At 67.5% G+C, this 22,137-nt stretch carries 25 protein-coding genes; 20 read left to right on the top strand and 5 right to left on the bottom strand.

The annotated features are described in order from the left end of the window. Positions 1 to 10 precede the first annotated feature (10 nt). On the bottom strand, positions 11 to 394 hold the full coding sequence (locus ACT3CF_RS04550; RefSeq protein ID WP_478420702.1) for a hypothetical protein: 384 nt from the start codon (positions 392 to 394) through the stop codon (positions 11 to 13). Between the two features lie 504 nt (positions 395 to 898). On the opposite strand from ACT3CF_RS04550, the gene ACT3CF_RS04545 reads away from it, so the two are divergent. The 5 genes from ACT3CF_RS04545 (at position 899) to ACT3CF_RS04525 (ending at position 6,710) form a co-directional block, all read left to right on the top strand. Further along, positions 899 to 2,764 (top strand): methyl-accepting chemotaxis protein, encoded by a 1,866-nt coding sequence (locus ACT3CF_RS04545; protein ID WP_478420700.1) that lies wholly within the window; start codon positions 899 to 901, stop codon positions 2,762 to 2,764. A 249-nt stretch (positions 2,765 to 3,013) separates the two neighbouring features. Further along, positions 3,014 to 4,924: a methyl-accepting chemotaxis protein gene (locus ACT3CF_RS04540; protein ID WP_478420698.1), complete on the top strand. Its 1,911-nt coding sequence runs from the start codon at positions 3,014 to 3,016 to the stop codon at positions 4,922 to 4,924. Between the two features lie 237 nt (positions 4,925 to 5,161). Beyond that, the gene (locus tag ACT3CF_RS04535) at positions 5,162 to 5,434 is read left to right on the top strand and encodes a type II toxin-antitoxin system Phd/YefM family antitoxin (RefSeq protein ID WP_478420696.1); all 273 of its coding nucleotides are present in this window, start codon (positions 5,162 to 5,164) and stop codon (positions 5,432 to 5,434) included. Then, complete coding sequence (locus ACT3CF_RS04530) at positions 5,434 to 5,859, top strand: type II toxin-antitoxin system VapC family toxin (protein ID WP_478420694.1); 426 nt, start codon at positions 5,434 to 5,436, stop codon at positions 5,857 to 5,859. Before ACT3CF_RS04535 ends, ACT3CF_RS04530 begins: the two co-directional genes overlap by 1 nt. Beyond that, positions 5,856 to 6,710 (top strand): protein NO VEIN domain-containing protein, encoded by an 855-nt coding sequence (locus ACT3CF_RS04525; protein ID WP_478420693.1) that lies wholly within the window; start codon positions 5,856 to 5,858, stop codon positions 6,708 to 6,710. The genes ACT3CF_RS04530 and ACT3CF_RS04525 overlap by 4 nt, the downstream gene beginning before the upstream one ends. Positions 6,711 to 6,824: 114 nt before the next feature. Here the strand turns inward: ACT3CF_RS04525 and ACT3CF_RS04520 are convergent, their stop codons facing one another. Further along, complete coding sequence (locus ACT3CF_RS04520) at positions 6,825 to 7,187, bottom strand: flagellar biosynthesis regulator FlaF (RefSeq protein WP_478420691.1); 363 nt, start codon at positions 7,185 to 7,187, stop codon at positions 6,825 to 6,827. A gap of 114 nt (positions 7,188 to 7,301) precedes the next feature. Between ACT3CF_RS04520 and ACT3CF_RS04515 the strand changes: the two genes are divergently transcribed. From ACT3CF_RS04515 to ACT3CF_RS04445, 15 genes are all read left to right on the top strand, one after another. Next, positions 7,302 to 9,728 carry an HAD family hydrolase gene (locus tag ACT3CF_RS04515; protein ID WP_478420689.1) on the top strand — a complete coding sequence of 809 codons (2,427 nt, stop codon included), beginning with the start codon at positions 7,302 to 7,304 and terminating at the stop codon, positions 9,726 to 9,728. Next, entirely contained in the window at positions 9,725 to 10,540 is an 816-nt protein-coding gene (locus tag ACT3CF_RS04510) for a class I SAM-dependent methyltransferase (protein ID WP_478420688.1), read from the top strand. The genes ACT3CF_RS04515 and ACT3CF_RS04510 overlap by 4 nt, the downstream gene beginning before the upstream one ends. Before the next feature lie 83 nt (positions 10,541 to 10,623). Beyond that, entirely contained in the window at positions 10,624 to 11,508 is an 885-nt protein-coding gene (gene motA / locus ACT3CF_RS04505; protein WP_478420687.1) for a flagellar motor stator protein MotA, read from the top strand. Positions 11,509 to 11,527: 19 nt separating this feature from the next. Beyond that, positions 11,528 to 11,854, top strand: coding sequence for an STAS domain-containing protein (locus tag ACT3CF_RS04500; protein ID WP_478420686.1), 327 nt, complete (start codon positions 11,528 to 11,530; stop codon positions 11,852 to 11,854). Then, the gene (locus tag ACT3CF_RS04495) at positions 11,851 to 12,216 is read left to right on the top strand and encodes a response regulator (RefSeq protein ID WP_478420684.1); all 366 of its coding nucleotides are present in this window, start codon (positions 11,851 to 11,853) and stop codon (positions 12,214 to 12,216) included. Before ACT3CF_RS04500 ends, ACT3CF_RS04495 begins: the two co-directional genes overlap by 4 nt. Then, positions 12,213 to 14,435, top strand: coding sequence for a chemotaxis protein CheA (locus ACT3CF_RS04490; protein WP_478420682.1), 2,223 nt, complete (start codon positions 12,213 to 12,215; stop codon positions 14,433 to 14,435). Before ACT3CF_RS04495 ends, ACT3CF_RS04490 begins: the two co-directional genes overlap by 4 nt. Further along, positions 14,432 to 14,938 carry a chemotaxis protein CheW gene (locus ACT3CF_RS04485; RefSeq protein WP_478420681.1) on the top strand — a complete coding sequence of 169 codons (507 nt, stop codon included), beginning with the start codon at positions 14,432 to 14,434 and terminating at the stop codon, positions 14,936 to 14,938. Before ACT3CF_RS04490 ends, ACT3CF_RS04485 begins: the two co-directional genes overlap by 4 nt. After that, on the top strand, positions 14,935 to 15,816 hold the full coding sequence (locus tag ACT3CF_RS04480) for a CheR family methyltransferase (RefSeq protein WP_478420680.1): 882 nt from the start codon (positions 14,935 to 14,937) through the stop codon (positions 15,814 to 15,816). Before ACT3CF_RS04485 ends, ACT3CF_RS04480 begins: the two co-directional genes overlap by 4 nt. Further along, entirely contained in the window at positions 15,813 to 16,847 is a 1,035-nt protein-coding gene (locus ACT3CF_RS04475) for a protein-glutamate methylesterase/protein-glutamine glutaminase (protein ID WP_478420678.1), read from the top strand. The genes ACT3CF_RS04480 and ACT3CF_RS04475 overlap by 4 nt, the downstream gene beginning before the upstream one ends. Continuing rightward, entirely contained in the window at positions 16,847 to 17,236 is a 390-nt protein-coding gene (locus ACT3CF_RS04470) for a response regulator (protein WP_478420676.1), read from the top strand. The genes ACT3CF_RS04475 and ACT3CF_RS04470 overlap by 1 nt, the downstream gene beginning before the upstream one ends. Continuing rightward, entirely contained in the window at positions 17,236 to 17,763 is a 528-nt protein-coding gene (locus ACT3CF_RS04465; RefSeq protein WP_478420674.1) for a chemotaxis protein CheD, read from the top strand. Before ACT3CF_RS04470 ends, ACT3CF_RS04465 begins: the two co-directional genes overlap by 1 nt. Beyond that, positions 17,763 to 18,095 carry a hypothetical protein gene (locus tag ACT3CF_RS04460; RefSeq protein ID WP_478420673.1) on the top strand — a complete coding sequence of 111 codons (333 nt, stop codon included), beginning with the start codon at positions 17,763 to 17,765 and terminating at the stop codon, positions 18,093 to 18,095. The genes ACT3CF_RS04465 and ACT3CF_RS04460 overlap by 1 nt, the downstream gene beginning before the upstream one ends. Position 18,096: 1 nt before the next feature. Next, positions 18,097 to 18,951, top strand: coding sequence for a flagellar motor protein MotB (locus ACT3CF_RS04455; protein WP_478420671.1), 855 nt, complete (start codon positions 18,097 to 18,099; stop codon positions 18,949 to 18,951). Positions 18,952 to 18,964: 13 nt separating this feature from the next. Next, entirely contained in the window at positions 18,965 to 19,402 is a 438-nt protein-coding gene (locus ACT3CF_RS04450; protein ID WP_478420670.1) for a hypothetical protein, read from the top strand. 49 nt (positions 19,403 to 19,451) lie between these two features. Continuing rightward, positions 19,452 to 20,129 carry a PilZ domain-containing protein gene (locus ACT3CF_RS04445; RefSeq protein WP_478420669.1) on the top strand — a complete coding sequence of 226 codons (678 nt, stop codon included), beginning with the start codon at positions 19,452 to 19,454 and terminating at the stop codon, positions 20,127 to 20,129. 199 nt (positions 20,130 to 20,328) lie between these two features. Here the strand turns inward: ACT3CF_RS04445 and fliP are convergent, their stop codons facing one another. From fliP to ACT3CF_RS04430, 3 genes are read right to left on the bottom strand one after another with little or no spacing between them, the layout of a single operon-like run. Then, complete coding sequence (gene fliP / locus ACT3CF_RS04440; protein ID WP_478420668.1) at positions 20,329 to 21,090, bottom strand: flagellar type III secretion system pore protein FliP; 762 nt, start codon at positions 21,088 to 21,090, stop codon at positions 20,329 to 20,331. Then, positions 21,083 to 21,820, bottom strand: a complete 738-nt coding sequence (locus ACT3CF_RS04435; RefSeq protein WP_478420667.1) for a flagellar biosynthetic protein FliO — start codon at positions 21,818 to 21,820, stop codon at positions 21,083 to 21,085. The genes fliP and ACT3CF_RS04435 overlap by 8 nt, the downstream gene beginning before the upstream one ends. Beyond that, positions 21,820 to 22,056 (bottom strand): FliM/FliN family flagellar motor switch protein, encoded by a 237-nt coding sequence (locus tag ACT3CF_RS04430; RefSeq protein ID WP_478420665.1) that lies wholly within the window; start codon positions 22,054 to 22,056, stop codon positions 21,820 to 21,822. The genes ACT3CF_RS04435 and ACT3CF_RS04430 overlap by 1 nt, the downstream gene beginning before the upstream one ends. Positions 22,057 to 22,137: the final 81 nt, after the last annotated feature.

Genomic DNA, 22,137 nt, shown 5'->3' with positions numbered 1-22,137 from the left:
TGGTACGGGATCAGGGCTGACCATAAGCGAGCAGCATCGAAATCGATGCTGCCGCACTTGCCATCGGCAGGAAATGCAGGCGGGCGATCGTGTCGTCTGCGGTCTCGGCCGCGGACGAACGCTCGGCCCCGTCGGCCGACGCCCCCTCTTCCAGCACGATCACGCGCTCCCATCGGGGATCGTCGGCGACGGCCCGGGGACCGCCGGGATGATCTTCGATGCTCTCGGCATCGGCGACGAGTACCGCAGGACCGCGCGCCGCGATCGAATGGTTGGCGTCGAAATCGCGTGCCGTGCAGACCGTGGCACCGTCGAGCGCGAGCCGCGCGACCAGCGCGCTGCGCAGCGCGGACTGGCGCACGATCAGGACGACGAGTGGAATCTTACACAGCACGCATTACTCCAGCGATCTTGCCGCATCGCGTTTGATCGGCATCGACGTGGCAGTCGCCCCGCCGCATCCGTAGTCAGGTCATCCCCCTAAGGCCTTCACCGATGCGAAGATTTTTGCCTGTTTTCCTTGTTTTGCAAACCAGTCGCATCTCGTTACCGTAGAAACACGGGGGGCTTTTACCAAATATTTACCATTAGTTTTCGGTTCCGGCGGCCGACCGAAATGCCGTGACGCGTGGCCGTTCCAGGCGCCGTCAGGGCAGGCCATGGCGGCCGATTGCAATTCTTGCAACCACCTGTTTTTGTAAGACAAAATGCGCCTTCTAAGGCGACAATTGGACACCAGAAAAGGCGCCGAAAGAGTCACGTTAAGACAGGTAAAAATGCCTGTTTTCAGCGCGAAAGATGGCAATGCTTACGCCCTCCTGAGCAATGCCGCCCTATAATGCGAATGGTAGTTTCGTGGCCGAAAGCATCGGCATCTCCCCATTCGAAAGGCCTTGCCATGTCCTCATTGCTCGCCAGGCTGAAGATCTCAGCCAAGATCATCATCTTGCTCAGCATGCTCGCCGTCGTGACGCTCGCGGTGGCGGCAATGGGCGCACGCACGCTCGCGGTTTCGGACGCCGCCTATTCCGAACTGACGCTCGCCAAGCTGCCCGTCACCACCAAGTTCGCGCGGGTGAACCGCGCAGGAACCACGATGGCGTACGACACCTACCGCGCTGTCAACGCTCCCGCGGGCTCGGCCGCAATGACCAAGGCCATCAACGACGCGACCAAGGCGTATGAGAATGCGAGCACGATGCTCGCGGAAGTGAACAAGACCGATCCGAACGCCCAGTCGGATGCCGACAACGTGCGGCGCATGCTCGACGGCCTCCACGACGAGGCGGCCAAGGCCATCGAACTCGCTCGCGGCGGACAGCCCGACGCCGCCCGCGTCCAGATGGGCGTGGTCGACCGTGCGCTCGAGAACATGAGCACCTCCATGGTCAGCATGAACCTGCGCCGGATCGACGCCGCGCAGGCGCTGAGCCAGCAGCTTTCGGTCGACGGCTCGCGCACGATCTGGACGATGCTGATCGGCAGCATCGTCGCGATCATCGGCGCGATCGGCGTGTCGATCGTCGTGTCGCGCCAGGGGATCACCGGCCCGCTGGAAGCGCTTCAGCAGACGATGGCGCAGCTCGCTGCGGGCAACCATCACGTCGATGTCCCGGGCACCGAACGCACCGACGAACTGGGCACGATGGCCAAGGCCGTGCTGGTGTTCCGCGATGCCGCGGTCGAGCAGGAGCGCGTCCAGGCGGAAAAGGCGGCCGCCGACGCCGAGCAGCGCAAGGTCGTCCAGGCGCTCGAAGCCAATCTGAGCAAGCTCGCCGCCGGCGACCTGACCGCAGCGATTAGCGAGCGTTTCTCGGCTGCCTATGAAACGGTGAAGGTCAACTTCAACGACGCGGTCACGGCGCTCAGCAGCCTGATCGGCACCGTACGCGAGCGCGCCGAGACGATCCGCACCGGCTCGCAGGAAATCGCCGTCGCCTCGGAGGATCTGGCGCGCCGGACCGAAAGCAACGCCGCCAGCCTGGAACAGACCTCGGCCGCGGTGGCGCAGATCGACCAGCGGATCAAGGCGACCGCGACCGCCGCGGGCGATACCGTCCAGCGGGCGGACGACGCGATCAAGACGGTGTCGTCGGGGCGCGCGGTTGCCGACGAGGCGGTGCAGGCGATGACCCGCGTGGCGGACAGCGCCAAGGGCATCGACAGCGTGATCGAGGGCCTCGACAAGATCGCGTTCCAGACGCGCGTCCTCGCCATGAACGCTGCGGTCGAGGCCGGCCGCGCGGGCGAGGCAGGCCGCGGATTTGCGGTGGTTGCGGACCTGGTGTCGCAGCTGGCGATGCGTTCGGAGGAAGAAGCGGGGCGCGCGCGGGAGCAGTTGACGGCGACGCAGAGCGACATCGTTGCGGCGGTGGAAATGGTGCAGAAGGTCGACAATGCGCTGGCGGACATCACGTCCGACGTCGGCGCGGTGCACGGGCTGCTGGGGCAGATGGCCGCCGACAACCATGCCCAGTCGAGCGCGATCACGCAGATCAGCGTCGCGGTGAGCAGCATGGACCAGTCGACCCAGCAGAACGCCGCGATGGTCGAGGAAACATCGGCCGCAGCGCGCAACTTGACCAACGAAGTCAACGAGTTGGCCGGTCAGGCCAGCCAGTTCAAGATCGACGGGAACACCGCCGCGCGCGCCTCTGCACGCGCCGCAAAGCCGGCCGCGAACGCCGGTTATGTCTCCCCGGTCAAGCCGCTGCCGGTGCCGGTCAGCACCCCCGCGGGCGCCGACGACTGGGCGCAATTCTGACCCCCCGACGGCCCGCCCCGCCCCCCCGGGGCGGGCCGTCCCCCGCCCCAATGGCGCGATAAAATTGTCGTTGCGAAACAAAATCGCGCAAAATCAGAGCAAAAACCTCCGTTCGAATACCTAGAAGCGGCCGAAAACCGCCGTTTCGAGGAACCCGATGGCATAACGATCCGGCCAGCGACCTATAATGACGGGCATACCGTGCGGCGGAATGGAAGCTGCACGCCCAACATGCAGGGTCCACGCCATATGGAAACCATTCTCGCCCGGATTAAAATCCCCGCCAAGATCATCGCCGTCCTGCTGATGCTCGGCATCGCGACGATCAGCGTCGCCTTCATCTCGTCGAACACGCTGAAGAAGGCCGACACCGACTATTCCCAGCTCACCGACCACAAGCTGCCGGTGACCACCAAGCTGGCACGCGTCAACCGCCATGTGACCGCGATGGTCTATGCCGGATACCGCACGCTCGCCTATCCGGGCGGATCGGCGGCCGGCCGCGAGGCGGTCGAGGCCGAAAAGAAGTCGTTCGACGCCGCGAACAAGCTGCTCGACGAAGTCCAGGCGCTCGATCCCAGCGCGACCGACATCGTCCAGACCGTCCGCGGCAAGGTGGCCGACATCCACGCGCTGACCGAAAAGGCGGCCGCGCTCGGCTATCGCGACGAGAACGACGCGGCGCGCGCGCTGCTGTCTGAAACCGACCCCAAGGTCATCGCCTTTTCGGACGCGACCGCTGCGATCAACGACGGTCGCATCAAGGATGCCAACGCGATTTCGGCCAATCTGAGCAGCGAGCTCGGCAGCACCTCGACGATGCTGCTGGTGGTGAGCTTCCTCGCCACGCTGGGCATGATCGCGCTCGGCTATCTGGTGGCGCGGATGGGCATCACCGGCCCGATCGCCAAGCTGCAGGCGACGATGCACAGCCTGGCCGGCGGCAACCACCATGTCGAGGTCGAAGGCACCGAGCGCGCCGACGAACTGGGCGCGATGGCACAGGCGGTGCTGGTGTTCCGCGACAATGCGATCGCACAGGAAGAGTCGCAGAAGGCCAAGGCCATCGCCGACGCCGAGCAGAAGCACGTCGTCGAGGTGCTGGGCGACAGCCTGGGCAAGCTCGCCGCGGGCGACCTGACCTGCGACATCCGCGAGAATTTCGCCGCCGACTATGCGGTGGTGCGCGAGAACTTCAACCAGGCCGTCAGCGGGCTGCGCGACCTGATCGGATCGGTGTTGGAAAGCACCGCGTCGATCCGCACCGGATCGGCCGAGATCGCCCAGGCGTCGGAAGACCTGGCGCGCCGCACCGAAGCCAATGCGGCCAGCCTGGAAGAAACCTCGGCCGCCGTCACCGAGATGGACCAGCGGCTGCGCGCGACCGCCGATTCGGCCAAGAGCACCGTGACGCGGGCCGACGGCGCGATGACGACCGTGTCGGGCGGCCGCGAGACCGCCGACGAGGCGCTGCAGGCGATGACCCGCGTGGCCGAAAGCGCCAAGGGCATCGACAGCGTGATCGAAGGCCTCGACAAGATCGCGTTCCAGACGCGCGTCCTTGCGATGAACGCCGCGGTCGAAGCCGGCCGCGCGGGTGAAGCGGGCCGCGGCTTCGCCGTCGTCGCCGACCTGGTTTCGGCGCTGGCGATGCGTTCGGAAGAGGAAGCGAGCCGGGCGCGCGAACAGCTCACCGCCACCCAGTCGGACGTGGTCGCCGCGGTCGAGATGGTCAAGAAGGTCGACGAGGCGCTCGCCAACATCACCGGCGACGTGACCGAGGTGCACAGCCTGCTCAACCAGATGGCCACCGACAACCAGGCGCAGTCGTCGGCAATCTCGCAGATCAGCACCGCGATCGGCACGATGGACCAGGCCACGCAGCAGAACGCCGCGATGGTCGAGGAAACGTCGGCCGCCGCACGCAACCTCAACTCCGAGGTCGGCACGCTGACCGAAAAGGCGAGCAAGTTCCGCATCGACGGCATGTCGCACGCCGCCCCGATCGCCCGCACGCCGACGCGCAGCCCCGCCCCCGCCCCGCGTGCCCCGGCGCGCGCGGCCAAGGCGAAGCCGTCGGACAGCGGCTATGTCTCGCCGGTCAAGCCGCTGCCCGGCCCCGTCGCGGCCAACGGGCACGACGACTGGACGTCGTTCTGACGAACGGCACGACCCGGGCGGGGTGACACCCCCCGCCCCGGCCCGAACAAGGGGGCGCCGCGGCCTGGGCTGCGGCGCCCCTTTGCGTTCGGGAAACGAGAACGCCGCCCGACCGCCCGCGCCGGCCGAACCCGCCGGTTCGGCGCGCGGCCGAGCCCCGGTGCGCGGGACGCAGCGGCAACGGCAACGGTAGGGGCAACGGCAGGGGCGATGGCGCCGACGCGATCAACACGCTATATGACCATCCAGATGGTCAGGAGTGTCACGATGGATGCGATCCGCCTGGCGGATGCCAAAGCCCGTCTGAGCGAATTGGTGGACCGGGTCGAAGCCGGCGATTCGATCGACATCACGCGGCGCGGCAAGCCGGTCGCGCGGCTGACCGCAGTGACGAAGCCGCGCCAGCCGATCGACGCCGCTGCACTTCGCGCATTGACCGCAACCATGTCGCCCCAGGCCGAAAGCGCCGCCGAGCTGGTGCGGGCAATGCGCGATGCCGATCGATACTGATGCAGTATCTCGACACGTCGCTGATCGTCGCGGCGCTTTGCAACGAAGCGGCAACGGCGCGCGTCCAGGCCTGGCTGGCGGCACAGCCCCCGGCGCAGCTTGCCATCAGTGACTGGACGCTCACCGAAATGTCATCGGCGCTGGCGATCAAGCTGCGGAGCGGGCAGATCGACCTGACGCAGCGGGCCGCCGCACTCGCCATGTTCAACACGCTGGTCGCCGACAGCCTGACCGTGCTGGGCGTCAGCAGCGCGCAGTTCCGAACGGCCGCGATATTCGCCGACCAGCATGCGCTCGGGCTTCGTGCCGGCGACGCGTTGCACCTTGCCGTCGCGTCGGACCATGGCGCGACGCTCCACACGCTCGATCGGCGGCTTGCCGATGCCGGTCCGGCACTGGGCGTACCGACGCAATTGCTGGCGTGACGGGCGCCGCCATGGCCGGTGCGTGGTCCGATGCCGAGAATGACGCCATCGTCGCGGACTATTTCGCGATGCTTGCAAAGGACGTCGCCGGACAGCCGTACAACAAGGCCGAACATAACCGACGCCTGCAAGCAAGGATCGGGCGTCCGAAAGGCGCGATCGAATACAAGCATCAGAACGTCAGCGCGGTACTCAAGGGGCTCGGGGAGGACTGGATCCCCGGCTATAAGCCGGCCTTCAATTTCCAGGCATCGCTGGTGGATGCCGTCGTGCGCTGGCTTGCGCGTCACCCCGAATGGCTGGCCCCCGCTGCACGGATGGCAGCCCCCCCGCCATCATCGACGTTCCGGGATGAGCCGATGCTGTGGATAGGGCCGCCGCCGACACACAGCAACGCGCCGCCGCCGGACGAGCTGGCACAGATGACCGCCCTTGCGCGGAAATATGACGTGGCGGAACGCGACGCCCGGAATCGGGCGCTGGGATGTGCCGGGGAGGAACATGTGCTGGCCCATGAACGCGCCAGCCTGCGCGCCGCCGGGCGCCCGGACCTTGCGGCCCGCGTCCGCTGGGTGTCGCACATCGACGGGGACGGCGCCGGCTATGACATTCTGAGCTTCGCGACCGACGGCAGCGATCGGCTGATCGAGGTAAAGACGACGAACGGGTGGGAGCGGACCCCGTTTCACATCACCCGCAACGAACTGGCAGTTGCGGAGCAACGCCGCGACCATTGGCGACTGATCCGATTGTGGAATTTCGCGCGCGAACCGCGCGCGTTCGAATTGCACCCGCCGTTGGACGCGCATGTGTCGCTGATCGCCACCAGCTTCCAGGCGGATTTCAGATAACCCGTCCCCGCGCCGCCCCGGCGGGCGGTCGCGGCGGCGGGCGGGCACGGGAAAGGGGCGCCCGGTGGTGCCGGACGCCCCCATTTGGCTTTCATCCGAACGCGGTCGGCCGGGTCAGGCCGCCATGCGCTGGGTACGCAGACCGTCGAGAACGAGGCGGTTGACCGCGATCAGCTCGCCGATCGGCTCGCGGCCCGACACGACGTCGCTGGTAAAGCGTTCCACCCACAGGCCGAGCGAGATGATGCTGGCACGCAATTCCATCGGCAGGCCGTTGCCGTTCATGCTGCAGTCGCTGGTGAACGCCGCCCACATCTCGCGATTGCGGTGCAGGATCGGCATCACCATGGCGCCTTTCAGCCCCTTGGCCTCGGCTTCCATCATCTCACCCGTAATCTCGCTGATCAGGCGATGTTCGGTCGCCCGCGGGGTTTCGGCCCGGCTCAGGGCCGCCTGATAGGCATTGAGAGACATCATCGCTCCTTTGCTGACCCCCCTATTCTAGGAAGAAATTGCCGGTCGGAGCGGCGGCCTTCCTATAAGAATCGTGCGTCACTCGATGCGGGGCGCGCTTTTCCAGGGAAAACTGCATTGACCGACACCATCCTTCCGCACGCCCTGCCGGGCGCGCTTCAGGGGCGCGACGGCATCAAATATCTGTCGCTCGACTGTTTCGACACGCTGTTGTGGCGTGACAGCCAGGCGCCGCACGACCTGTTCGGCGCGCTGCCCGAGGTGACGGTCCCCCAGCGCCGCCGCGCCGAGATGCGCGCGCGCCTGGCCGCCGAGCTACGCCGCCGCCGCAACGAGGTGACGATCGACGAGATCTATCGCGAGCTGTTCCCCAACGCCGACGCCGCGACGCGCGCCGCCGCGATCCATCGCGAGCTGGAGGTCGAGGTGACGCATTGCTATGCGTTCCGGCCGACGGTCGAGCTGATGCGCGAGGCCAAGCGCACCGGCCGCAAGGTCATCATCGTCAGCGACACCTATCTGGACGCCGTGCAGTTGCGCGCGCTGATCGCACGCGCGGCGGGCGAAGAGGTCGTCGAGCTGATCGACACGATCTTCTGTTCGTCGGCATTCGGCCGGGCGAAGGCGCAGGGCCTGTACGGCGAGGTGCTGAAGAAGCTGCCCGTCAAGCCGCACGAGATCCTGCACATCGGCGACAACATCGCCGCCGACGTCGCCGGCGTGGCGCCGTTCGGCGTCGCGACGCTGCACCTGGTGCAGTTCACCGACGCCACCGAGCAGCGGCTGCGGCTGGAATCGGCGGTGAACGCCATCCTGCACCCCGCCAGCCCCGGCATGATCGCGACGCACCAGCCGCACCGCCCGGTGCTGGCGGTGGGCGAGCCGCAGATCGCCGACGCGGCCGAAGCCTTTGGCTTCAGCGTGCTCGGCCCCGTGTTCCACGCCTTCGAACGCTGGCTGGTCGAGGAGGCCGCCGCGCTGGAGGCCAAGCGCAGCGGGCGCGTGCACTGGGTGTTCCTGATGCGCGACGGCCATCTGCCGATGCAGGTCCACGCCGCGAGCGGCCATGCCGCGCCGGCGCATGCCGCCGAGATCAGCCGCTTTACCGCCACCGCCGCGTCGTTCGTCGACGAGAACGCGCTGCTCAACTATCTGCAGTACGAAACGAGCACCGATCCGCGCGTGCTGGCCAACCAGTTGCTGATCCCGCCCGCCGAGACGACGCGGATCCTGAAGGCGATGCCCGCCGGGCTGGCGGGCGAGGCGCTGGTGCGCGCGGTGGTGAAGGAATTGCGCGACCCCGCGCGCGTGCGCCGCGTGCTGAAGGCGTCGGCGGGTTTCGCCGAGCGGCTGGTCGCGCATGTGCGCGCGGTGTGCAACCCGCTGCCGGGCGACACGCTGATGCTGATCGACCTGGGCTATAACGGGTCGGTGCAGAACGAGGTCGAGGCGCTGTTGCGCCGCGCGCTGAAGGTCGAGGTGGCCGGACGCTATCTGTTGCTGCGCGAGCATGTGAACACCGGGCTCGACAAGCGCGGGCTGATCGACACGCGGCATTACGACGCCCATGCGCTGGAGGCGCTGTGCGCCAATGTCGCGGTGATCGAGCAGATGAGCACCGCCGACCAGGGATCGGTCGTCGATTACCAGCCCGACGGCACGCCGATCCGCCGCACCAACACGATCGATGCCGAGCAGAGCGCGATCCGCGCCAGGGTGCAGACGGGCGTGGTGCGCTTTACCGCCGAGACGAACATAAGCTTCCTGCGCACCAGCAACCCCGATGCCGACATGCTGTGGCGGCGCGGCGCGGTGTCGGCGATGGCGCGGCTGATGTTCCTGCCCACCGGCGGCGAGCTCGCGATGTTCGAGGCGTTCGAGCACGACGTCAATCTGGGCGTCGACCAGAAGGTGCGGCTGTTCGACCGCAGCGTGGCGCAGCACGGCCTGCGCCAGCGCGGGCTGTTCTACATGAAGGGTTCGGACCGCATGTACCTGCCCGCCGAACTCGACGGCGAGGGCATGTCGGCCAAGCTGTCGCTGCTGACGCAGCGGCGCTTCGGCCTGCCGTTCAAATATGCCGATTTCATCGACCGTTCGGTCGCGCTGCCGGTGATCGTCGCCGACGGCAAGAACGCGACGACGGGCACCGTCGACGCGGCGGCGACGCATGACGGCTATTTCCTGGCCCCGATCCCGATCGGCGACTGCCGCTATTCGGTGGGGCTGCAGTTCGGCCAGCTTTACGACTGGCTGCAGATCGACAGCGTGGCATTCATGTCGGTCGAGACGTTCCTGAGCGAGAAATACCAGTATGGCGAGGGCGAACGCCCCGCCGCCCCCTCGCTGGAGGGGATGGTCCAGGTCGCCCCGCACCTGTTCCAGTGCCAGGACGAGTACGCGTTCATGATGGTGCCCCCGCCCCCGCGGATCGACGACCGGCCGATGATGCTGGCGGTCGTGTTCCGCCCGATCGCGGCGCGCCAGCCGGCCGAGCCCGCATGCGCGGCGCCGGCCCAGACCCATTCCGGAGTTTCCGCATGACCGATCTGCTGATCCATTCGATGTCCGAATTCGCCGACCTGATCCTGGAATCGATGCACGCCGCGGGCGTGCGCGACGTGGTCGAGGTGGGCGCCGAATTCGGCGGCATGTCGCAGCAGCTCGCCGCCTATGCCACGCTGATGGGCGGCACGCTGACGAGCATCGACCCCGCGCCCAAGCCCGAATTCGTGCAATGGGCGGCCGGCGAGGCGCAGGTGCGCCACATCGCGCAGCCGAGCCTGGCGGCGATGCCCGCGCTCGACGCGCCCGACGTGTGGGTGATCGACGGCGACCACAACTATTACACCGTGTTCAACGAGCTGCGCATCGCGCGCGCGCGGTCCGAAGCGGCGGGCAAGCCGCTGTTCGTGTTCCTGCACGATGTGAGCTGGCCGTGCGCGCGGCGCGATTTCTATTATGCGCCCGACCGCATCCCCGCCGAGCACCGCCATCCGCACAGCTTCGACGTCGGCGTGACGCTGGGCGAGGCAGGAACGCTGCCCGGGCGCGGCTTTCGCGGGCACGGCCAGTTCGCCTGGGCGCTGGAGGAAGGCGGCCCGCGCAACGGCGTGCTGACCGCGATCGAGGACTTCCTGGCCGAAGCCGACGCCGCGGGCGCGACGCTTGCCTATGCCAACATTCCCGCGGTGTTCGGGCTGGGCGTCGTCTTCGACACGCGCGCCGAATGGGCCGAGCGCGTGACGGCGATCCTGTCGCCGTACCACAACAACCAGCTGCTCGCGACGCTCGAGCTCAACCGTTTGCGCAACTATCTTGCCGTCATCGACGCGCAGGATCGGGTCGCCGCCTGAGCAATTTCCCGGGGGTAAGCCCCCCCGGGCGTCAACCCTTCCTATAATTCTGGGACAAACCAGGGAAAGAAAACGGCACCGCGATGCTTATCGGCGTTGGTTTCATCATCATTCTCGGCTGCGTCTTCGGGAGCTTCATCATCTCCGGGGGCAAGTTCGAGATCATCATGCACGCGCTTCCGCACGAGCTGATGGCGATCGGGGGCGCCGCCGTGGGCGCGTTCATCGTCGGCAACTCGATGTCGACGGTGAAGCTTGCGGGCGCCGGGATCGCGCGTGCGTTCAAAGGCTCGCGCTGGAACGCCGCGGACTACAAGGACCTGCTGACGCTGCTGTTCGGCCTGCTCACCACCTTCAAGAAGGGTGGTGCGACCGGGCTGGAACCGCACCTCGACAATCCCGAGGAAAGCAGCCTGTTCTCGCCCTATCCGCGGATCCTGAAGGACCACCACCTGATCGAATTCATCTGCGACTATCTGCGCATGATGACGGTGAACTTCGAGGACCCGCACCAGATCGAGGCGGCGATGGACGCCGACATCGAAAAGCACCACCACGAGGAAGCCACGCCGCAGCACGCGCTGCAGATCATGGCCGACGGCCTGCCGGCCATCGGTATCGTCGCGGCGGTGCTGGGCGTCATCAAGACGATGGGCTCGATCGACCAGCCCACCGAAATCCTGGGCGCGATGATCGGCGGCGCGCTTGTGGGTACCTTCCTGGGCGTTCTGCTGTCCTATTGCGTCGTCGGCCCGCTCGCAACGAAGCTGCTCGAGACGATCGACGCGGACTCGCAATGCTACGGGATCGCGAAGACCGCGATCGTCGCATACGCCCAGAACCAGCCGGTCCAGGTCGCGATCGAAATCGCGCGCCGCATGACCCCGTCGGCCTATGCGCCGACCTTCCAGCAACTCGAAACTGCACTCGACGAGGCGAAGAATGGACTCAACCCTGCCGCTGCCTGAGGGCGCGCCCGAATTCCCCATGGACCTGGGCGACGCTGCTGCAACCGAAGCCAGTGCCGAGGACCGCTCGCTGCGCCTTCCGGTGCATGGATCGACCGTCACCGCCGCCGAACTGCGCGAGCGCATCATCCAGGCCGCCGATATCGACGGCGTGATGGAGATCGATGCCTCGCAGGTCGAAAGCGTCGGTCAGGCGGTGCTGCAGATCCTGGTCGCCGCGCACGCCGAGGGCGAGCGTGCCGGCCTTCCCTTTCGCCTCGTGAACCCCAGCCAAGCCTTTCTTGATCGCGTTGAAAGCTGCCGCCTCGCGGACGCGATCGGCATCGAAACCGGAGACGCACTGTGACCAAGCTGATTCTGACCGTGGACGATTCGGCGAGCATGCGCATGCTGCTCAAGACGTCGCTGACCGCCCAGGGCTATCGTATCGAGAGCGCCAATGACGGCCAGCACGGTCTGGAGCGGATGCACGAAGTGCAGCCGGACCTGCTGATCACCGACATCAACATGCCGAAGATGGACGGTTTCGAGCTGATCGAGGCGGTCCGTTCCGAGGACAAGTTCCGCGGCACGCCGATCCTGGTGCTTTCGACCGAATTTTCGGACGAGAAGAAGGCCCGCGCCCGCGAAGCCGGCGCGACGGGCTGGATCACCAAGCCGTTTGAAGCAACCAAATTGGGGGCGGCGATCCGCCGGGTGTGCCCGTGAGCGACGAACTCGACGAAATCCAGGCGATCTTCTTTGAAGAATGCGCCGAGGGCCTGACCACCGCCGAAGAAGGACTTTCGGCGATGCAGGCGGGCGACATCTCTGCCGAGACGATCGCGGGCGTCTTCCGCGCGGTCCATTCGATCAAGGGCGGCGCCGGCGCGTTCGGTCACAGCGACCTGACCGCGTTCGCGCACAAGTTCGAAAACGTGCTCGACGAGGTGCGCGGCGGCAAGATCGTCCCCACCCCGGGCGTCATCAAGGTGATGCTGAGCTCGTTCGACGTGCTGTCGGACCATGTCGAGGCGGCGAAGGGCCTGGCCCCGCGCCCGAACGACGAGGCCGCGCTCGCGGCGCTGGAAAAGGTGCTCGCCGACAAGGGCGTGGCCGACGGCGACGTTGCCGCTGCCCCGGCCGCCGCAGCCCCCGCACCGGCACCGGCCCCCGCGCCGGCACCGGCCGCAGCCGAGGTCGACGAATTCGGGTTCAGCCCGGTCGCGGTCTCGCTCGACGATTTCGACGCCCCGGCCCCCGAGCCCGCCGGCCCCGCGCCGTGGCGGATCGTGTTCCGCCCGTCGCGCGCCGCGATGGAAAATGCGGGCGAGCCGCTGCTGGTCATCCGCGAGCTGGAAGACCTGGGCGCGCACATCGTTTCGATCGACACCGCGACGCTGCCCGCGCTGCGCGACATGGACCCCGAGGACGCGTATTTCACCTATACGCTGGCCGCCCCGGGCACGATCGAAGAGAATGCGATCAACGACTGCTTCGATTTCGTCGCGCCGGACTCGTACATCGAGGTCACGCGTGACGAAGTGGCGGTCGCCGCCCCCGAAGCGCCGGCCGCCCCGGCCGCCGCGGCCGAGGACGACGGCATCCCGTTCGTGCCGGTGACGGCGTCGGTCGACGACCTGACCGCGCAGATGGAGCAGATGGTCGCGACGATCGCCGCCGCCTCCCCCAGCGTCGAGGTTGCCGCCGCCGCGAGCGCGCCTGCCCCCGCCGCCCCCAGCGGCGGCGCGGCCAAGCCGCACGCCGAGGCCGCGCAGACGATCCGCGTCGACCTGGTCAAGCTCGACCTGCTGCTCAACCTGGTCGGCGAGCTGGTGATCCGCAACTCGATCCTGGCCGACCGGCTGTCGCCGGCCGATCGCCAGCGCGTCGAACTGCCCGAACTCGCCCGGCTGACGCGCCAGATCCAGGACAACGTCATGTCGCTGCGCGCCCAGCCGATCCGGCAGGCGTTCAGCCGCGTGCCCCGGATGCTGCGCGACCTTTCGGCCGAGACCGGCAAGACGATCAACCTCGAGACCTATGGCGAGACGACCGAAGTCGACAAGGGCGTCATCGAGAAGATCGGCGATCCGCTGACCCACATGATCCGCAATGCCGCGGACCATGGCCTGGAAAGCGCCGAGGAGCGTCTGGCCGCGGGCAAGCCCGCCGCCGGCACGATCAAGCTGTCGGCCGAGCAGAAGGGCGCGCGCATCTTTGTCCGCGTCCAGGACGACGGCCGCGGCATCAACCGCGAGAAGGTGCGCGGCAAGGCGATCGAGAAGGGCATCATTTCGGCCGACGCCCATCTGACCAACGAGGAAATCGACCAGCTGATCTGTGCCCCGGGCTTTTCGACCGCGGACAAGATCTCGAACATCTCGGGTCGCGGCGTGGGCATGGACGTGGTCCGTTCGAACGTCGAGGCGCTCGGCGGCCGCGTCGAGATCCATTCGGTCCCGGGCGAAGGCACGACCTTCACCATGATCCTGCCGCTGACGCTGGCGATCCTGGACGGCATGATCGTGCGGCTGGCAGGCCAGCGTTTCGTCCTGCCGCTGACGCACGTGCTGGAGACCGTCCAGCCCGAGGCGGGCCAGGTCAAGCGCACCTCGCCCAGCAGCGAAGTGATCGACATGCGCGGCGAATATGTGCCGGTGAAGCGTGCCACCGAGATCTTCGGCCTGAACGACGACCGCCCCATCGAGGACTCGCTGGTGGTGATCGTCGAGAGCGAAACCTCGGGCAAGGTCGGCCTGGTCGTCGACACCATCGATGACCGCCGCGAGGTCGTCATCAAGAGCCTCGACCAGAACCTGCACCCGATCCGCGGCCTGGGTGGCGCGACCATCCTGGGCGACGGTTCGATCGCACTGATCCTCGACATCGAGGCCCTCGTCGCCTCGCCCTCCCCCCGTTACACCCCGAAAGGACTGGCAGCATGACCAACGCCACTGAGAACGCCGCCGCCAACGACACCGGCTGCAAGATCGTCACCTTTTCGCTGGGCAAGCAGACCTTCGGGATCGACATGCGCGCCCTGATCGAAATCCGCGAATGGGACGAGCCGACCCCGCTCCCCAACGTGCCGAGCTTCATCAAGGGCGTGAGCAACCTGCGCGGCAACGTGATCCCCGTCGTCGGCCTGGCCGAGCGGCTGGGCTGGGAGCCGAGCGTGATCCATGCGCGGTCGTGCATCCTGGTCGTCAACATCGCGGGCAAGCAGGCCGGTTTCCTGGTCGACGAGGTCAACGACATCGTCGCGATCAACGAGGCCGAGATCCAGCCGGCGCCCGAGGTCGAATCGATCGAGCAGAGCGTCATCAAGGGCCTGGTGCGCATCACCACCCGCGCCAAGGACGGCACGCGTGACGAGAACGGCACGATGGTGCTGCTGCTCGACCTCGACGCGCTGAGCCTGACCAAGCACATGGACATCGCCGCATGAGCGCCGCCGGCGGCGCCCCCGCGGCGCTTGCCGGCGGGGGCTCGGCAACGGCACAGACCGCGGAGATCACACACCGCGATTTCGTCGCCATTGCCGCGATCATGCACGATGAAGCGCGCATCGCCCTGAGCGAAGCGAAGACGACACTCGTCCAGTCACGCCTCGCCCGCCGGCTTCGCGCCCATGGGCTGACCCGGTTCAGCGATTATGTGAACCTGGTTCACAGCGACGCAGAGGAACGGCACCGGATGGTGGTCGCACTGACCACCAACCACACGCACTTCTTCCGCGAGCCGCACCATTTCGACCACTTCCGCGAAACGGTGATGCCGGTGCTGAAGCGCAAGCAGGGGCCGGTGCGGATCTGGTCGGCGGGCTGCTCGTCGGGCGAGGAGGTCTATACCATCGCGATGTGCCTGCTGGGGCCGGACCGCACGTCCGCGACCTGGCTGCGCAACGCCGATGTGCGGTTGCTGGCCACCGACATCTCGCCCCCCGTGGTCGAGGCGGTGCAGCGCGGCGTCTATGCCGAGAACGCGGCATCGGGCGTGATCGAGCCGTACAAGAGCGTTTGGATGCGCCGCCAGGGCGACAGCTTCGTCATGGCCGACGAGGCACGCAATATGGTGACCGCCCGCGTGCTGAACCTGTTCGAGCCATGGCCGCTGCGTGCCGCCTATGACGTGATCTTCTGTCGCAACGTGATGATCTATTTCGACGATGCGGCGAAGGCCGAGCTGGAGCACAATTTCGTCAACCAACTGGCGCCGGGTGGCTTTCTGTACATCGGCCATTCCGAACGCCTGATCGGCCCCGCATCGCGCCACATGCGCTCGTGCGGGCACACCATCTACCAGAAACCGGAGGGACGGGAATGAAACCCGTACGCACGCTGATCGTGGACGACAGCGCATCGATGCGGGCGACGCTGAAGCGGATGCTTTCGGCCGACCCCGAGATCGAAGTCGTGGGCATGGCGCCCGAGCCCTATGCCGCCCGCGAGATGATCAAGCAGCTCAACCCCGACGTGCTGACGCTCGACGTCGAGATGCCGGGGATGGACGGGCTGTCGTTCCTGGAACGCATCATGCGGCTTCGCCCGATGCCCGTCGTCATGTGCTCGACGCTGACGGCGCGCGGGGCGCAGGTGACGATCGAGGCGCTGCGCCTCGGCGCGGTCGACTATGTCACCAAGCCGAGCGGCACGCCCGAGGACATCGAGAAGGACGCGGCGCTGCTGCGGGAGAAGGTGAAGGCCGCCGCCCGTTCGGTCGCCCGCGCCGGACCGCAGCGCCTGCCCGCCCAGCCGTCGATCGCCGGCGGCGGCGCCGGCAAGCTGATCGCGATCGGATCGTCGACCGGCGGCGTCGAGGCGCTGTTCTCGGTCCTGCCCTCGCTGCCCGAGGATTGCCCGCCCGTGCTGATCGTCCAGCACATGCCGGCGACCTTTACGCAGAGCTTTGCACAGCGGCTCGACCACGACTGTCGCGTTAAAGTTGTGGAAGCTACCGACGGTGCGCAAATCGAGCGTGGAACCGTCTATATTGCTCCTGGGGGCGAGAAACACATGGAGCTCTCTGGCGGGGTCGACGGGCGCATCAAGCTGCGCGCCGGCGATCCGGTGGGAGGGCATCGCCCGGCGGTCGACGTGCTGTTTCGTTCGGTCGCATCGCTTGGGCCCGCGGCCGTCGGGGTGATCCTGACGGGCATGGGCCAGGACGGCGCCCAGGGTCTGCTCGAGATGCGCCGTGCCGGCGCACACACGCTCGGCCAGACCCGCGAGACCTGTGTGGTGTGGGGCATGCCCCGCGCCGCACGCGAGATCGGCGCGGTCGAGAAGGAAGTTGGGTTGTCGGCAATGCCCGAGGCGATCCTCAGGGCTTGCCGCGAAAAAGTTGGGAGCGTTTGATGCCGGCGGCAGCACAGATCAAGGTGATGGTGGTCGATGACCAGACCAGCATGCGCGCGATGATCCGTCGTGCGCTGCAGGATCTCGGTTTCAAAGACGTGCGCGACAAGGCCAGCGCCCCCGAGGCACTGGCGTCGATCCGCACCGACCGCGTCCACCTGGTGATTTCGGATTACAACATGCCCGACATGGACGGGCTGCAGTTTCTGGAGGAGGTCCGCAAGGACCCCGTGATCGGCAAGACGGTGTTCATCATGCTCACCGGATCGGCCGACAAGGAAATCGTCCAGAAGGCGGCTGCGCTTGGGGTCAACAACTATGTCGTGAAGCCCTTCGCACCCGCGGCGCTGAAGGAGAAGATCGAGCGCGTCTTTGGCGAGCTGAGCTAATGCGGCGCGTCTCGATCGTCCAGGGTGAGAATGCGATCGTGAACGAGCCGCACGTCGTCGTATCGACGTTGCTGGGTAGTTGTGTGGCAGCATGTCTCTATGACCCCGTCGCCAAGGTGGGTGGGATGAACCACTTCCTCCTTGGCGAGCCGGGTGCCGACCATCGCGTGTCGGCGTCCGACATGCAGCGATACGGCGTCCACGCCATGGAACTGCTGATCAACGGGATGATGCAGCGGGGTGCCGTGCGCAACCGGTTGCAGGCGCACCTTTACGGGGGCGCCAACATCATCTCTGGCCTGGGCGCCATCGGTTCCTCGAACGCCGCGTTCGCGCGGCGGTTCATGGAGACCGAAGGCATTACCGTCGCCCATAGTGATCTGGGCGGGTCGTCGGCCCGCAAGATCGAATTCCTGCCCTATGAGGGGCGCAGCCGTTGCACGAAGGTCGCCGAGCGCGTTCAGGAGCGCCCGCCCGCACCGATCGTTCCGCCGGCCGCGCACTGCGGAGATCTGGAGCTTTTCTGATGTCGTTCATGTCCGTGCCCGCCCAGCCCCGCCCCGATGGTTCCTTTCCGATGATCGACGCGTCGAGTGTTCTCCACAGCGTGATCGCCGGCGAGCTGCGCGAGATGCGCGAAAAGCTGGAAGGCCTGGCCGAAGTGCTGGTCGCCGACGAGCATTTCGCCACCTCGTACCTCGAGCAGCTCCAGGCGTTCGACTATCTGATCCAGCACGCCGACGAGTGCGTGAACCTGCTCGACCGGATCGCCGGCGGCGAGGATTCGATGTCGGCCATCAGCCATGTGCGGCTGGGCGCCGTCCAGGACCGATTGCGTGCGGCGCTGAAGGGACATTGAGATGGCGCATCCGGCGAATGACCGCCCGATCATCATCAAGAAGGTCAAGAAGGTCGCCGGCGGTCATCATGGTGGCGCGTGGAAGGTCGCTTACGCCGACTTCGTGACCGCGATGATGGCGTTCTTCATGCTGCTGTGGCTGATCGCCAACCCCGACAAGCAGCGGCTGAAGGGCCTGGCGCAATATTTCTCGCCGAGCGTTTCGAACGGCGCCCCGGCGTCCCCGATCCAGGGGGCGTCGGAGGGCACCGGCGGCCAGTCGCGCAAGTCGTCGACCGACATGAGCGCGGCGCGCGGCGTCCCCGCCGAGACCGCGGCGACCGTGGGCGAGGCCCGCGGCGGCACCGCCAACGTGCCCGATGCCTCGCTGCGCGTGATTGCGTCCGAACTGCAGGTCGCGCTCGATTCGATTCCCAACAGCCAGTCGCAGGGCAAGAAGAACACCGACATCCAGGCGGCGCGCGACGGGCTGCGCATCACGCTGATGGACACCGACCGCCAGTCGATGTTCCGCGCCAACACCGCCGAGCTGAACCCCTATGCCCGCGCGCTGCTGGCGCAGGCGGCGGCCAAGCTGGCCAAATCGGGCGCGCAGATCGCGATCGAGGGCCATACCGACGGCACCGGCGGCCAGGGCGAGGCCAACTGGCGGCTTTCGGGCGAACGCGCCCTGGCGGCGCGCGCCGCGCTGATCGCCGGCGGGATCACGCCCGACCGCTTTGCCGAAGTCGTCGCCATGGGGGCGACCAAGCCGGTCTATCCCGACCAGCCCGACCGCCCCGAAAACCGCCGTATCACGATCGTGCTGAAGGCGGAGGCGTCGTCGCTGCCGTCCGACTCGAGCTTCAAGTTCTGAGGGGCGCCGCACGATGAAGAAGATTCTCTTTCTGCTCGTGGTGGCATTGCTGGGCCTCGGCCTGGGCGGCGGCGCGGCCTATGGCACGCTGAAGCTGCTCGGCCCGCGCCCGGCGGGCGCACCCGCGGCGGATACCAAGCCCCCCACCTTCGTCGACGGCGGCACCGTGCTGGCCCCGCTGGTTTTCCCCGACGGCAGGCTGTCGGGCTATGCCCAGTTCCACATCCAGCTCGAAGTCCCGACCGACAAGGCCGAGTACGTGACCGCGCGGCTGCCGCTGCTGCTGCACGCGATCAACATGCGCACGTTCCGCACGCCGATGGCGTCCGGTCCGGACGGGCTGCTGCCCGACCTGGAGACGTTTCGCCGCGTGGTGATGGCGTCGGCCCCCGAGGCGTTCGGCCCCGGCGTGCTGCGCAAGGTGGCGGTGACCAAGGTGAACCCGGCATGACCCTATCGGTGTCGGCCCGGAGGCGCGCCGCCCCGCGGAACGGAGCAAGATGATGCGACTCGACCCCCAGGCCGACACGCCTTCGGGTGAGGAGAGAAGCATGATCGACGCCGAGACCCGCACCGACGCGCCCCATCTCTATCACGTCGAGCGCGCACCGCGCATCGTCACCACGCTGCTGGTGGGCAAGCTGATGTGCGAGCGCACGGTCCAGCAGATCTGCCGCATCCGCAACATCTCGGCGACGGGCATGCTCGTCGAATCGCCGCTGTCGCTCGCCAGGGACAACCAGGTCTCGGTCGAGCTGCGCAGCGGCGAGAAGCTGGAAGGCCGCGTCGCCTGGGCCGAGCCCGGCCGCGCTGGCGTGCAGTTCGACGCGCCGATCGAGGTCGACCGCGTGCTGAGCGAGGCGCGTTCGGGCGTCCGTGCGGGCGAGGCGGCGATGCCGCGCGCGCCGCGTTTCGACGTCTATTTCCCCGCACGCCTGATCCATCTGGGCCGCGGCATGGAAGTGCTGATCGAGAATATCTCGCAGACCGGCGCGCGGCTGCGCCTGTCGAGCCCGGCGGCACTCGACCACCAGATCACGCTGCACGTCGCCGGCCTGACGCCGCGCCACGCGCATGTCCGCTGGAGCATCGAGGACGAGGTCGGGATCGCGTTCGTCGAGACGATCTCGTACAACGAGCTGTCGGCCTGGCTGGGCCACGGCGGCAAGACCAACTGATCCCGGCGCGGGCGCCGCCGCAAGGCGCCCGATGCGGACCAGCGGACGCCCCCCCTACCCCCGCCCCCAACCCCGCACCTTTCCCCCGGCCGCGTACCCGCCCGCAGGCGGGCCGGCGCGCGCCGGCGAACCCCCAACGAAAAAGGGGCCTGCCGACGGCAGACCCCTTTCTCCCTGGAAGCGATGCGGACGGACGCCGTCAGACGGTGCCGAAACTCTTGACCAGCGACCCCGCCACGAGCGCCCAGCCGTCGACGAGCACGAAGAAGATCACCTTCATCGGCAACGAGATCGTCGTCGGCGGCAGCATCATCATGCCCATCGCCATCAGCACCGCCGACACGGCAAGGTCGATGACGAGGAACGGCAGCAGCAGCAGGAAGCCGATTTCGAACGCGCGACGCAGTTCGGAGATCATGAACGCCGGGGTCAGCGTCGACAGCGGCGTCTGCGCGCGCGACGCGATCGGCTTGCGCGCCAGATCGGCGAAGAGCTTGAGGTCGCTGTCGCGGACCTGGCTGAGCATGAACTGGCGGAACGGTTCCGACGTGCGTTCGAACGCCACCGTCTCGGTGATCTTGCCCTTGGTGTAGGGATCGACACCGTCGTTCCACGCCTTTTCGAACGTGGGCGCCATCACGAAGAACGACAGAAACATCGCCAGCGCGATCACCACCGGGTTGGGCGGCACGCCCTGGGCACCGATGCCGGTGCGCAGCAGCGACAGCGCCACGACCATGCGCGTGAAGCTGGTGACGGTCATCAGCAGCCCCGGCGCGAGGCTGAGCACCGTCAGCATCAGCACGAGCTGGATCGCGCGGCCCGAAAGCGCGCCGTCCCCGCCGAGCGTGATCGTCGTCGCCTTGGCCGCCGCCGAAGCGGCGGGCTGCGCGACCTGCGCCAGCGCCGCGACCGGCACCAGCATCAGGGCGACCGCAGCGGCGATCAGGAGTTTACGCATTGAGCGCCTCGCGCACCGCAGCGCGGTTCCACCGGGCGGTGTCACGCGGGCGGCGGGTGCGGGTGCGCGCTTCGGCAGCCACCTTGACGCGCGGCGAACGCGCGCGGACGAGCGCCGGAGCCTCGGCCGGATCGGCCGGGACGAGCGATGCCGCAGCGACGACGGGTTCGGGCGCACATTCGGCGGCGGCCTCGGCGGGGGTCAGTTCGACCACCACCATGCCGTCGGGCGACGCCGAAGGCGCCGGGTCGATCTCCGCGGGCAGCGCGTCGACAGGAGCGTCGGCATCCGACACGGTCGACGCCCCCGACGCCGCATTGAACTGCGCCTGGGCACGCGCGACGCCGGCAGCGACCGCACGCGGCAGCTCGACCAGCCGGGCGAAGCCGGACTTCAGCACCTCGAGATCGCGCTCGATCGTCGCGGGCGGCTCGGCCGCCGCGCCCTGCGGCTCGGCGCGCGCGGGCGCCGCGATGCCGGTTTCGATCGTCGCATGGCCTTCCGGCCCCATCAGGATCAGATGTTCGCAACCGTCGCGACGGATGAGCGCGATCGAACGCTTGCCGTCGACCGGCAGCCGTTCGACCAGCTCGACGCGCTTGCGGCCCGTCGCCGAAACGCGGCCGGGCAGCTTGAGGTCGTAGCGGCGCACGATCCACAGCGCGCACACGAGCATGCCGAGCACCATCCCCAGCGCACCCATGGTGCGCAGCATCGACAGAATATCCATTATTGGCGCTGCTTCTTCACAATCTCGGAGATTTCGAGCGACATCTGGTCGCCGTCGACGAGGATGCGGCCCTTGGCCACGAGCTCGCCGTTCACATAGACGAGGCTGGGATCGTCCTGCCCGCAATCGAGCGGGATCATCGCCCCACGGCTCATCTGAAGGATGTTGCGGATCGGCACCTCGGCCGACCCAAGGACGATCGACAGTTCGATCGTGATGCCATCGATAACGGACATGCGGCTCCCTTTCACCAAGACTTATAGGAACCTTTTTTCCGCCCCCGACGCCGCATGCGGCAAAAATTGCCTACAATGGTC

It is taken from the genome of Sphingomonas chlorellae, from assembly GCF_056485145.1.
The sequence above is the reverse complement of the archived record's forward strand: the minus strand, read 5'-3'. Positions and strand labels throughout refer to the sequence as shown.